This is a genomic window from Streptomyces sp. NPDC093795 (assembly GCF_044764665.1).
Classification (GTDB): Bacteria; Actinomycetota; Actinomycetes; order Streptomycetales; family Streptomycetaceae; genus Streptomyces.
Genome location: NZ_JBIWIO010000003.1, coordinates 698,544 through 711,082 on the forward strand (window position 1 = coordinate 698,544; position 12,539 = coordinate 711,082).

General features: G+C 72.2%; 9 protein-coding genes. 5 read left to right on the top strand and 4 right to left on the bottom strand.

Going from position 1 to position 12,539, the window contains the following annotated elements:
- Positions 1 to 182: 182 nt before the first annotated feature.
- A complete protein-coding gene (locus ACIRB7_RS11985) occupies positions 183 to 1,982 on the bottom strand; it encodes a serine hydrolase (protein WP_403596228.1) in 1,800 nt (599 codons plus the stop codon).
- A 10-nt stretch (positions 1,983 to 1,992) separates the two neighbouring features.
- Between ACIRB7_RS11985 and ACIRB7_RS11990 the strand changes: the two genes are divergently transcribed.
- Positions 1,993 to 3,117: an NAD(P)H-dependent flavin oxidoreductase gene (locus tag ACIRB7_RS11990; RefSeq protein ID WP_403595996.1), complete on the top strand. Its 1,125-nt coding sequence runs from the start codon at positions 1,993 to 1,995 to the stop codon at positions 3,115 to 3,117.
- On the top strand, positions 3,114 to 4,664 hold the full coding sequence (locus ACIRB7_RS11995; protein WP_403595999.1) for an acyl-CoA synthetase: 1,551 nt from the start codon (positions 3,114 to 3,116) through the stop codon (positions 4,662 to 4,664). Before ACIRB7_RS11990 ends, ACIRB7_RS11995 begins: the two co-directional genes overlap by 4 nt.
- Positions 4,665 to 4,774: 110 nt before the next feature.
- On the opposite strand, the gene ACIRB7_RS12000 is transcribed toward ACIRB7_RS11995, so the two are convergent.
- Positions 4,775 to 4,909, bottom strand: coding sequence for a hypothetical protein (locus tag ACIRB7_RS12000; protein ID WP_403596001.1), 135 nt, complete (start codon positions 4,907 to 4,909; stop codon positions 4,775 to 4,777).
- Between ACIRB7_RS12000 and ACIRB7_RS12005 the strand changes: the two genes are divergently transcribed.
- Complete coding sequence (locus ACIRB7_RS12005; protein ID WP_403596004.1) at positions 4,908 to 6,005, top strand: calcium:proton antiporter; 1,098 nt, start codon at positions 4,908 to 4,910, stop codon at positions 6,003 to 6,005. The two genes, ACIRB7_RS12000 and ACIRB7_RS12005, sit on opposite strands and share 2 nt — an antisense overlap.
- A gap of 22 nt (positions 6,006 to 6,027) precedes the next feature.
- Here ACIRB7_RS12005 and ACIRB7_RS12010 read toward each other — a convergent pair whose 3' ends face one another.
- Complete coding sequence (locus ACIRB7_RS12010; protein ID WP_403596007.1) at positions 6,028 to 8,427, bottom strand: penicillin acylase family protein; 2,400 nt, start codon at positions 8,425 to 8,427, stop codon at positions 6,028 to 6,030.
- A gap of 156 nt (positions 8,428 to 8,583) precedes the next feature.
- Here ACIRB7_RS12010 and ACIRB7_RS12015 point away from each other — a divergent pair, with 156 nt between their 5' ends.
- Entirely contained in the window at positions 8,584 to 10,089 is a 1,506-nt protein-coding gene (locus tag ACIRB7_RS12015; RefSeq protein WP_403596010.1) for a fatty acyl-CoA synthetase, read from the top strand.
- 84 nt (positions 10,090 to 10,173) lie between these two features.
- The gene (locus ACIRB7_RS12020) at positions 10,174 to 10,872 is read left to right on the top strand and encodes a hypothetical protein (RefSeq protein WP_403596013.1); all 699 of its coding nucleotides are present in this window, start codon (positions 10,174 to 10,176) and stop codon (positions 10,870 to 10,872) included.
- A 72-nt stretch (positions 10,873 to 10,944) separates the two neighbouring features.
- Here ACIRB7_RS12020 and paaK read toward each other — a convergent pair whose 3' ends face one another.
- The gene (gene paaK / locus ACIRB7_RS12025) at positions 10,945 to 12,234 is read right to left on the bottom strand and encodes a phenylacetate--CoA ligase PaaK (RefSeq protein WP_403596017.1); all 1,290 of its coding nucleotides are present in this window, start codon (positions 12,232 to 12,234) and stop codon (positions 10,945 to 10,947) included.
- Positions 12,235 to 12,539 lie beyond the last annotated feature (305 nt).

Below are 12,539 nucleotides of genomic sequence, written 5' to 3' on the forward strand. Positions count from 1 at the left end.
TCGTTACGAAGGCGAAGGCGAAGGCGAAGAGGAAGGGCGAGGGAGGCGGGCGAAGGCGATGGACGGGGGGCGAACGGCGAAAGCGAGGGGCGGCTAGGCCTGGAATCGGCCGTCCGTCCGCCGGGACGGTACCTCATGTGATCACTCGTACGCGGTCCGTACTGACGGTTCGCCCGATGGGCTCAATCGGCCGATCTGCTCCAGCCGTTCGCTTCGATCCGCACTCCATCCGCCGACCGGGCCTCGTCGAACACCGGGCGCCCCGCCCCGTCGAGAAGCCGCAGCTCGTCCACGTACACGCCCCGCCCCACGTACCGCCCGCCCGCCGCGTGCCGCCAGCGCACGCGCCCGTCCGTCCCGGGCAGCGGCGCCGACACCGTGTGCCACACGCGTCCGGACCAGCCGCCGACCGTACCCGCCGGGTGCTCGGTGCGCCCGTCGGTGGTGAAGGGAAGAGGCCGCCAGGTCGTCCCGCCGTCCCCGGAGGTCTCCAGGGCGAGGTCGGCGCCCGGCGCGGTGTCCCACCACAGGGCACACTCGAACCGCGCCGCACCCGGCACCGGCGGCAGGGTGAGCGTGCCGGTGCCGCCGCACTCCATCCCGGAGAACCAGGCCGCGCCGCCCCGGACCGGCCGTACGGGCACGGCCCTGGCCAGCCGGTCCGCGAGGGCGACGCGCGGGACGGAGCCGGAGCGCCAGGAGCGCACCGGGTGCACGGAGTTGCCGAGGACGATCAGGAACGTGTCGGTCGTCGGGTCCAGGACCAGGCTCGTACCGGTGAAGCCGGTGTGTCCTGCCGTACGGGGAGTGGCCATCGCGCCCATGTACCAGCGCTGGTCCAGCTCGAAGCCGAGACCGTGTCCGTCACCGGGGAAGGCGCTGTTGAAGTCGGAGAACATCAGCCGCACCGAGGCGGGGGAGAGGATACGGGCCCCGCCGTACACCCCTCCGTCGAGCAGGGTGCGGGCGAGGATCGCGAGGTCCCAGGCGCGGGAGAAGATCCCGGCGTGGCCCGCGACCCCGCCCAGGGCGTGGGCGTTCTCGTCGTGGACCTCGCCCCACACCATGCCCCGGTCGAGGCCGGACCACGGCGGCCGTGCGTCCTCGGTGGCGGCGATCCCCGGCCGCCAGGAGAGCGGTGGATTGAAACGAGTGCGGTGCATCCCGAGCGGAGCGGTGATCTCGTCGTGGAGCAGGGCATCAAGACCGCGACCGGTGATCTCCTCCAGGACCAGCTGGAGCGCGATCAGATTCAGATCCGAGTAGAGGTACGCGGTCCCCGGCGGCTGCGCCGGCGCCTCGTCCCAGAGCAGCCGCAGCTTCCCCTCCCGCGTCGGCTCCCGGTACAGCGGGAGCCACGACCGCAACCCGGAGGTGTGGGTGAGCAGATGACGGACCGTGACCTCCCGCTTCCCGCCACCGCCGAACTCCGGCAGGTACGCGGTGACCCGCTCCTCCCGGTCCAGCGTCCCGCGCTCGATCTGCTGCACCGCCAGGACCGAGGTGAAGAGCTTGGTGACCGACGCCAGGTCGAAGACGGTCTCCTCGGTCACGGGGATCCGGCGCTCCGGCGGCAGTTCGACCCCGGTGTCCGTCGTCTCGTCGTAGGCCGCGTACCGCACGGCCGAACCGATCGCCCGGTGCAGGGCGACGGTCCCGCCCCGCCCGGCGAGCAGCACGGCACCCGCGTACCAGGGGTGCGTGGGGGAGGGGGCGAGGAACTTCTCCGCCTCCGTGACCAGCCCGTCCAGGTGCACGGAGAGCAGCCCGGCCCGCTCGGTCGACCCCCGCCGCAAGGTGCTCCGCCGCCCGGCCCCACCGACTCCGCCCGTCACGGTCGGCCCACCCTCTCGTCGCCTCCTCCGTCGAGCCCACCCTCCCTCACGCCCGGCCGTTGCGGCACCCGCGTACCGACGTGCCGCCCCCAAAGAATCTGACGATGCATCAGAAAACCTCTTCCCTCCGGCGCGCCGCTGCGGCATCCTGCCGCCCATGAAGACGGAGCTGAGTCGCACCCTGGGGATCGAACACGCCATCTTCGGCTTCACGCCCTTCCCGGCGGTGGCCGCCGCACTCACCAGAGCCGGCGGGTTCGGCGTCCTCGGCGCCGTCCGCTACACCGACCCCGACGAGCTGGCCCGCGACCTCGACTGGATGCAGGCCCACACCGACGGGCTGCCCTACGGCCTCGACGTCGTGATGCCCGCCAAGAAGGTGGAAGCCCCGGACAAGGGGATCCTGACCGAGGCCGACGTCGAGGCCATGATCCCGGAGGAGCACCGGGCGTTCGTCCGCGCCACCCTCGCCAAGCACGGCGTGCCGGAACTCGCCGAGGGCGAGGCCTCCGGCTGGCGCATCACCGGCTGGATGGAGCAGGTCGCCCGCAACCAGCTCGACGTGGCCTTCGACTACCCGATCAAACTCCTCGCCAACGCCCTCGGCTCCCCGCCCCCCGACGTCGTCGCCCGCGCCCACGACCACGGCGTGCTCGTCGCCGCCCTCGCCGGCAGCGCCCGCCACGCCCGCCATCACGCCGAAGCCGGCATCGACATCGTCGTCGCCCAGGGGTACGAGGCGGGCGGCCACACCGGCGAGATCGCGTCCATGGTCCTCACCCCCGAGGTCGTCGACGCCGTGTCCCCGCTGCCCGTGCTCGCCGCCGGCGGCATCGGCAGCGGCGAGCAGATCGCCGCCGGACTCGCCCTCGGGGCCCAGGGCGTCTGGCTCGGCTCGATCTGGCTCACCACCACCGAGGCCGAGCTGCACTCCCGCGCCCTCACGGCCAAGCTCCTCGCCGCGGGCTCCGGCGACACCGTCCGCTCCCGCGCCCTGACCGGCAAACCCGCCCGGCAGCTCCGCACCGAATGGACCGACGCCTGGGACGACCCGTCAGGGCCTGGCACGCTCCCCATGCCGCTCCAGGGCCTCCTCGTCGCCGAGGCCGTCTCCCGTATCCAGCGGTACGAGGTCGAGCCGCTCCTCGGCACCCCGGTCGGACAGATCGTCGGCCGGATGAACTCCGAGCGCAGCGTCCAACAGGTCGTCGACGAGCTCACCCGCGGCTTCGAGAAGGCCGTCACCCGCATCAACCGCATAGCCGGACGGAGCGCACAGTGAATCAGAGTCCCACCGGCTTCTGGTCCCAGGCCGCCGCCGACCCCGGCCGTACGGTCCTCGTCGCACCCGACGGCGAGGAGTGGACCGCCGGCCGTCTGCACACCGAGGCCAACCGGCTCGTCCACGGGCTGCGCGCCGCCGGGCTCGAACGCGGCGACGCCTTCGCCGTCGTCCTGCCCAACGGCCCCGAGTTCTTCGCCGCCCATCTCGCCGCCACCCAGGCCGGGTTATACCTCGTCCCCGTCAACCACCACTTCGTCGGCCCCGAGATCGCCTGGATCGTCGCCGACTCCGGCGCCAAGGTCCTCCTCGCCCACGAACGGTTCGCCGAGGCGGTGACCCTCGCCGCCGACGACGCCGGTCTCGCCGCCACCCACCGGTACGCCGTCGGTACGGTGCCCGGCTTCCGCCCCTACGCCGAACTGCTCGAAGGCCAGGACGGGTCCCCGCCCGCCGACCGCACCCTCGGCTGGGTCATGAACTACACCTCCGGCACCACGGGCCGCCCCCGCGGCATCCGCCGCCCGCTCCCCGGCAGGCTCCCCGAGGAGACCCCCCTCGGCGGGTTCCTCGGCATCTTCGGCATCAGGCCGCACGACGGAAACGTCCACCTCGTCTGCTCACCGCTCTACCACACCGCCGTGCTCCAATTCGCCTCGGCGGCCCTGCACATCGGGCATCCCCTCGTCCTCATGGACCGGTGGGCGCCGGAGGAGATGCTCCGCCTGATCGACCGGTATGCCTGCACCCACACCCACATGGTCCCCACCCAGTTCCACCGGCTCCTCTCCCTCCCCGAGGAGGTACGGGAGCGGTACGACGTCTCCTCGATGCGCCACGCCATCCACGGCGCCGCACCCTGCCCCGAGCACGTGAAGCGGGCGATGATCGACTGGTGGGGCCGGTGCGTCGAGGAGTACTACGCCGCCAGCGAGGGCGGTGGCGCCTTCGCGACCGCCGACGAGTGGCTGAAGAAGCCCGGCACGGTCGGCAGGGCCTGGCCCATCAGCGAACTCGCCGTCTTCGACGACGACGGCGTCCGGCTGCCGCCCGGCGAACTCGGCACCGTCTACCTGAAGATGAACACCGGCGGCTTCCGGTACCACAAGGACGAGGCGAAGACGGCCAAGAACCGCATCGGTGACTTCTTCACCGTGGGCGACCTCGGTACCCTCGACGAGGACGGCTATCTCTTCCTCCGCGACCGCAAGATCGACATGATCATCTCCGGCGGGGTCAACATCTACCCCGCCGAGATCGAGGCCGCGCTCCTCGCCCACCCCGCCGTCGCGGACGCCGCCGCCTTCGGCATCCCGCACGCCGACTGGGGCGAGGAGGTCACGGCCGTAGTCGAGGCGGCCGAGGGACACGAGCCCGGGCCCGCGCTCGCCACCGAGATCCTGGCCCACTGCGCCGCCCACCTCGCCGGCTTCAAGTGCCCCAAATCGGTCGACTTCGTCCCCACCATGCCCCGCGACCCGAACGGCAAGCTGTACAAGCGCCGCCTCCGCGACCCGTACTGGGAGGGCCACGAACGCCCGCTCTAGGAGCCGCCCGCCGACACCTGTCGTGCTGCTTGAGAGGGACGACACGATGGCGGGCCGCGAAGCACGTGACCTTCCGCGGCTTCCGCACGCCGTAGGGCGCGCGTCCGGTCTCAGGACCGGGGCGCCGACAGTTCGATCCGGTCCAGCGGGCCGGACAGCTCCGGGAACTCGCGCTCCAGGAGGCCGAAGGCGCCGGCAAGGGCCGAACCGGTCGAAAGCCCCCTTTGTGGCAGGATGCGGATCATGAGTTCGAGCACGGCGTCATTGACACGGCAGTGGACCACCTGGGGGCCGGTGGTGGCGGCGCTTGCGCTTGTGGCGGCCTGGGGGCGCGACCTTCCGGGCTTCGCCGTCGGACTCATCACGCTCTGTCTGATCGCCGCCGTCCTCGCCGCGGTCCACCACGCCGAGGTCATCGCCCACCGGGTGGGCGAACCGTACGGCTCGCTCGTCCTCGCGGTGGCCGTCACCGTCATCGAGGTCGGGCTCATCGTCACGCTGATGGCCGGTGGCGGTGAGAAGACCTCGACCTACGCGCGCGACACCGTCTTCGCCGCCGTCATGATCACCTGCAACGGCATCGTCGGCCTGTCCCTCCTCGTCGCCGCGCTCCGCAACCGGGTCGCGGTCTTCAACGCCGAGGGGTCCGGCGGCGCACTCGCCACCGTCTGCACCCTGGCCACGATGACGCTGGTCCTGCCGTCCTTCACCACCAGCCACGCCGGCCCCGAGTTCTCCACCCCGCAACTCGCCTTCGCCGCCGTCGCCTCACTCTGCCTGTACGGCGTGTTCGTCGGCGTCCAGACCGTACGGCACCGTGACTACTTCCTTCCCGTGCCGCGTCCGGGCCAGGACTCGGCGGAGGAGCACGCCGACCCGCCCACCGAGCGCGACGCCTGGACCAGCCTCGGCCTGCTCCTCCTCGCCCTCGTCGCCGTCGTCGGACTCGCGAAACTGATCTCGCCCACGATCGAGGACGGCGTCGAGTCGGCGGGCCTGCCCAAGGCGGTCGTCGGTGTCGTCATCGCCCTGATGGTGCTGCTGCCCGAGACCCTCGCCGCCGTCCGCGCGGCCCGCCGGGACCGTATGCAGACCAGCCTCAACCTCGCCTACGGCTCCGCCATCGCCAGCATCGGACTGACGATCCCGGCGATCGCGCTCGCCTCGATCTGGCTGTCCGGGCCCCTCGTGCTCGGGCTCGGCCCGCTCCACATGGTCCTGCTCGTCCTCACCGGCGTGGTGAGCGCCCTGACCGTGGTGCCCGGACGCGCCACCCTCCTCCAGGGCGGCGTCCATCTCTCGATCTTCGCCGCCTTCGTCTTCCTCTCGTTCAGCCCCTGACGCCGAGGCCCGGCAGAACCGTTCAGCCCCTGACGACCACCACCCGCAGCGCCGGCGAGCGCAGGATGTCCTTCTCGCAGAACCGGGAGGTCACCCAGCGCTCGCCCGCGTACAGCCGGGTCTGGTCGCTGAAGTGCGGCGACGCCGGGTTCGACGACTGGGAGTACGAGAGCAGGGTGCGGGCCACCGGGCACCGGCCGCCGTCCCAGCCCACCGCCTGCACATGGCTGGTCCCGTGCGCGACCTCCACGTAGCCGCCGCCCGCCGCGTCCCACACGGGCTCCGTCTTGTTCCAGACGCCGAGCGACTCGGTGCCGCCGCTCACCGGGATCCGCTGCCCGTTCCGTACGACGAACTGGTGGGCTCCCAGCGGCGCGTCCAGCGGGATCCCGGCGGCCCGCAGTTCCGCGGCCGCGTCCGTCAGCGCCTTCGCGAAACCGGGCGCCGCCGTGTTCAGGGTGTGCGGGGTACGCACCGGGTCGGCCGGCGAGAACGGCACCTTCCACTGGTCGGCCGGCTTCACCGCGGCGGTGAACTTCCGCCAGAACCGGTCGAACAGCAGCGCGCCCCGGCTGTCCGTGTCCACCGTCCGGTCCCAGGCGCCGATCACCCGGCAGACCTCCGGGTCCGCGGGCAGCGCGGACGCACAGGCCTTCGCCGCGTCGGCGGCCGCCATGTCACCGGCCGGCGCCCGGTTGGCGAACTGCTGCCGCTGGAGGTCGGCCACCGTCAGGCCGCCGCGCCCGGCCATCGCCGCCACGTCCTCGACACCGCCCCGGGTCCGCAGCGAGCGCGGAGTCGCGATCGTCCCGAAGATCCGCTCGTAGCCGGTCAGCGGCCGGTCGGCGTTGGTCAGCCAGGCGCTGTCGTTGGAGTTCTCCACGTACGGGGTGTCCCGCAGGACCGGCATCCGCGCCGGGCCGAAGATCCCCGGCTGCACCGCGTCCGGGTCGGAGCCGAGCGCGCAGTCCGACCGCGAACCGTCGAGCACCGCGACACCCGAGGACGGATACGTGGCCCGGCCGAGGGGGGTGGAGCAGCGGGCGGCCAGTTCGTCGGTGATCCGGGGGAGCACCTGCGACTGGCTGAAGTACGCGTGCCCCGCCGAGTCGGCCGCGATCGTGTTGACCCACGGCAGCCCCTGCGTACGGCGCAGGGTGTCGGCGATGTCCTGCGTGGACCGGGCCTTCGCGAAGCCGAGCGCGGTGTCGGAGCCGCGCAGGTTGACCGCGTTGGGGTCGTGGAGCGCGTACGCCGTGGTCGTCGTCCACGGCAGCGGGAGCTGCGGACCGAGGCCACCGACGACCGGGCCGTACCGGGTCCACCACTGGGTACGGGTGACGGGTGCGCCGTCCTTCACCGGCACGGTCACCTGGCGCGGGGTCATCCGCTCCGGCCGGCCGTCCACCAGGTACGAGGTCGGGTCACCGGGCGCGAGCGACAGCTGGTGCAGGTTGAGCGGGACGCCCGTGGCGACGGTGTGGCTCCAGGCCACCTTCTCGTTGAAACCGATGTTCACGACGGTCGTCCCGAGGAGCGAGGCGCCCGAGACGTTCAGCTCGCCCGGGATGGTCTGGTGCGACTGCCAGAAGCGGCGGCCGCCCTGCCACGGATAGTGCGGGTTGCCCAGGAGCAGCCCGCGCCCGTTCGCCGTCGTTGCTCCCGAGAACGCGACGGCGTTGGAGCCCATGGTGGCGTTCTCGGCGGCGAACAGCTCCCGGGCGGTCGCGGCCGCTCGGTCCGGGTCGGGCGCCTGGACGGGCGCACCCGGGGGAGTGGCCGGCGGCCGGGCGGCGGTGATGCCGTCGACGGCCCGTCCCTGCCCGCCGAGCACCGACACGGCGAATCCGCGCCGGGCCACGTCGAGGGCGGACACCGGGCGGACCCAGCCGGCCCCCGCGCAGGCGGGGTCCGACACCCGGTTCTTCCGGAGCCAGGCGTTGTAGCCGGCCGCCCAGCCACGCATCAGCTCCTTGAGGTCGCGGCTCGGCCCGGCCGGCGCCGGGGTCGCGAGCAGCTCCTCGACCGTCCCCGCGTCCTTCACCCCCCGGAAGTACAGGTCGCTGGAGAGGTTCGTGGCGGCGGAGGAGAGCGCACCGTCCGTGGCGGCGTCCGGGCCGAAGTACCGGGAACGTTCCCCGTTCACGGTCAGGAAGCCGTCCGCGAGCGTGCAGATCTGGTCGGCGGCCTGGGCCCAGCCCGTCCCGAAACCGAGGTTCGCGTAGTCCTTGGCCACGATGTGCGGGACGCCGTACTCGGTGTACCGGATGACGGCCGACAGGCCCCGGTCTGACGGATGGTGGCCCCGGCCACCGGAGCCGTCACCGGGGTCGGCGACCGCCGCGCCCGGCAGCGAGGCGGTGACGACGGCCAGGGCGGCGCCGGTGAGTGCCAGGTGCTTCAGTCGGGTGCGGAGATGCAAGGTGTCTCCCAACGGACGGACGGACACTGCGGGTTGTACCATGCACGCAGTCACCCGCCCCCTTGTCAACATCCCGTTCGGTATCCGAGGTCCGGGCGGGTACGACCCGCCTCCCGGTACTTGACCTTCCACCCGGTACGCGCCGAGGATCGCCGCATGGACCGACTCCCCAGCCGCACCGTCGACGGTTTCCTGCGCGCGAGCGCCCGGCGTGTCCCCGACCGGATCGCCGTCCGGTACGCCGACCGGACCTGGACGTACGCGGAGCTGGACGCGGCCGTCTCCACCGCCGCCGCCGTCCTGCGGGAGCCACACCACCTCGGGCTGCCCGAGGCGGCGCGGGTCGCGACCTACGGCCACAACTCGGATGCGTACCTGGTCGCGTTCCTCGCCTGTTCGCGGGCGGGCCTGATCCATGTGCCGGTCAACCACCACCTGACCGGCGACGACCTCAGCTACCTCCTGGAGCAGTCGGACACCTCGCTCGTCCTCGCCGACCCCGCCCTCGTGGAGCGCGTACCGGACGGATTCGCCGTCAAGGCGCTGCGGGACGCGCCCGGTTCACTGCTCGCCGCGCTCGCCGTACCGGAGACGTACGACACCGACCGCGACGCCCGCGACATCGCCCAGCTGCTCTACACCTCGGGGACCACTGCCCTCCCCAAGGGCGCGACGATGACCCACCTGGCGCTCGCGCACGAGTACGCGAGCGCCATCGAGGCCCTCGACCTGCGCGAGGACGACCGGCCGGTACACGCCCTGCCGCTTTACCACTCCGCGCAGATGCATGTCTTCCTGCTGCCCTACCTCGCCGTCGGCGCGGAGAACACGATCATCGACGGCCCGGACCCGGCGGCCCTGTTCGACCTGATCGAGGCGGGCCGGGCCGACAGCCTCTTCGCGCCGCCGACCGTCTGGATCGGCCTCGCCAACCACCCCGACTTCGCGACGCGCGACCTGTCGGCCCTCCGCAAGGCCTACTACGGGGCCTCGATCATGCCCGTACCCGTCCTGGAGCGACTGCGGGCCAGGCTGCCCGACCTCGCCTTCTACAACTGCTTCGGCCAGTCCGAGATCGGCCCGCTCGCCACCGTCCTCGGCCCCGACGAGCACGAGGGCCGGATGGACTCGTGCGGCCGTCCGGTCCGTCACGTCGAGGCCCGCGTCGTCGACGAGCACGGCAAGGACGTCCCCGACGGCACCCCCGGCGAGATCGTCTACCGCTCGCCGCAACTCTGCGACGGCTACTGGCGCAAGCCCGACGAGACCAAGGCGGCCTTCCGGGGCGGCTGGTTCCACTCGGGTGACCTCGCGGTCCGCGACGCCGAGGGCTACTACACGATCGTCGACCGGGTGAAGGACGTCATCAACTCCGGCGGCGTCCTGGTCGCCTCGCGCCAGGTCGAGGACGCGCTCTACACCCACCCCGGCGTCGCCGAAGTGGCGGTGATCGGCCTCCCCGACGACCGCTGGATCGAGGCGGTCACGGCCGTGGTCGTCCCGCGCGGCGAGGTCACCGAGACCGAACTCCTCACCCACGCACGGGAGAAGCTCGCCCACTTCAAGGCCCCGAAGCGCATCCACTTCACACCGGAACTGCCCCGCAACGCCAGCGGCAAGATCCTCAAACGCGAACTCCGGGACCGGTACGCGGAGGCCTGAGGCATCTCACTGACCCGCGGAGCAGCAGCTCGGCACCCTCGATAACCGCTTCCCGCGTCCACCGCCGACCGTGATGATGGAGGCGTGACCATCCCCACACTCCCCAGCACGCTCGCCCTCCGCCATGTGCCGCCGGGCCCGTACGCGATCGAGCCCTGGACGGAGGTGCGTCCCCTCGTCGACGGCAGGGACGTGCTCGCGGACATCCACCCCGACGGGGTGTCGAGCTGCTCGGCCCGGGACTGGGTCCGTCCGCCCGGCGAATGGCCGCTGTCGGCGCCGGAGGAACCGCGCGAGGTCGAGCTGTCCAACAACAACTGCCACACCGACTGCTGCGGTGGTGTCTTCGTCACGATCCGCCGCGAGGGCGACCGCGTGGTGTGGTCCTCCTGGCGGAACACGAACGACACCCGGGTGCCCGTTCCCGCGGAGGTCCGCTTCGACGCAGCCGAGTACGACGCCGAACTGGCACGCGCCGCCGCGGACAAGACCTGGGAGGAGCCCGTGGACACCGTCGCCCGCCTGACGGCCACGGAACTCACGGACAGCGGCTGGTTCGAGCGGTGGGACTGCGTGCTGGAGAACGTCTCCATCGTGCGCGAGGAGCCCCTGGGGGTAGAGGTGTATTTCAGCCAACGCATGGACAGGCCCGCACGGTCGAACGGTCCGCGTTTCGCCTTCGAGCTGCCCGTCACGCGGGACGAACCGGCCGAGGCCCAGGCCCGGCGGTTCATCGATCTGATCATGGCCGACGACCCCCGCGAGACCGCCGACCGGTTCTGAGGCCGAGCCCTCGCTCCGACGCACTTCCGACGGATCGGGGTCGGGGCCGAGCCCCCATCCGCCCGGCGGACCCTAGTCCGACGTCCGCAGGTCCACGATCCGCTTGATCTTGCCCACCGAGCGCTCCAGCGTCTCCGGGTCGACCACCTCGACCCCGACCGAGACCCCGATGCCGTCCTTGACCGCCGTCGTGATCGCCCGGGCCGCCTCGGCGCGCTCCTCCGCCGTCGCTCCCGCGCGGGCCTCGGCGCGGACCGTCAGGGCGTCGAGCCGGCCCTCGCGGGTCAGCCGCAGCTGGAAGTGCGGGGCCACGGACGGGGTACGGAGCACGATCTCCTCGATCTGCGTCGGGAAGAGGTTCACCCCGCGCAGGATGATCATGTCGTCGCTGCGGCCCGTGACCTTCTCCATCCGCCGGAACACCCGCGCGGTCCCCGGCAGCAGCCGCGTCAGATCGCGGGTCCGGTAGCGGATCACCGGCATGGCCTCCTTGGTGAGCGAGGTGAAGACCAGCTCCCCCTCCTCCCCGTCCGGCAACACCTCGCCCGTGAACGGGTCCACGATCTCCGGGTAGAAGTGGTCCTCCCAGATGTGCAGACCGTCCTTGGTCTCCACGCACTCCTGAGCCACCCCCGGGCCGATGACCTCCGACAGGCCGTATATGTCGACCGCGTCGATCGCGAAGGCCTCCTCGATCTCCTTCCGCATCGCCTCCGTCCACGGCTCCGCGCCGAAGACGCCCACCTTCAGGGAGGTCGAGCGCGGGTCGACGCCCTGCCGCTCGAACTCGTCGAGCAGCGTCAGCATGTACGAGGGGGTCACCATGATGATCTCGGGGCGGAAGTCCTGGATCAGCTGCACCTGCCGGGCCGTCATACCGCCCGAGGCGGGGATCACCGTGCACCCGAGGCGCTCCGCGCCGTAGTGGGCGCCGAGCCCGCCGGTGAACAGGCCGTATCCGTACGCCACATGGACCTTGTGGCCGGGGCGGGCCCCGGCGGCGCGCAGGGAACGGGCGACCACGTCGGCCCACATGTCGAGGTCGCCGTCGGTGTAGCCGACGACGGTCGGTCGGCCGGTGGTGCCGCTGGAGGCGTGGACCCGCCGGATCCGGGACTGGTCGACGGCGAACATGCCGAAGGGGTAGTGGTCGCGCAGGTCCGTCTTGGTGGTGAAGGGAAAGCGGGCCAGATCCGCGAGCGTCCGGCAGTCGTCCGGGGTCACCCCGGCCGCGTCGAAGGAGCGCCGGTAGAAGTCCACGTTCTCGTACGCGTGGCGCAGGCTCGCGCGCAGCCGCTCCAGCTGGAGCGCCGCCAGCTCCTCGCGTCCGAGCCGTTCGCCACTGTCCAGCAGGTCCCTCATCGCGCCACTCCTCCACGGTCCCGCTCGTAAAACGGACGACCGATCATTCGGTAGATGCGTTCCGGGTCAGTAAAACCGGAGGGACCGGGGGCTTGGCAAGGGGGCTGCGGGACTTTTCCCGGCACGGCCGGGTGCGGGCCGGTCATCACACCTTGGGGTGTCTTTCCGGCGGCCCCGGCACGGCGCGCGTCCGGGGCGGGGAAGGGTGGATCAGCCGAGGTCCGCCCGGTCTCGGTTCCGCCGCCCGGCTCCGCCGCCCCGGTTCCGGACGGCGGCCCGCCCGCGTGCCCGGACGAAAGTGAACG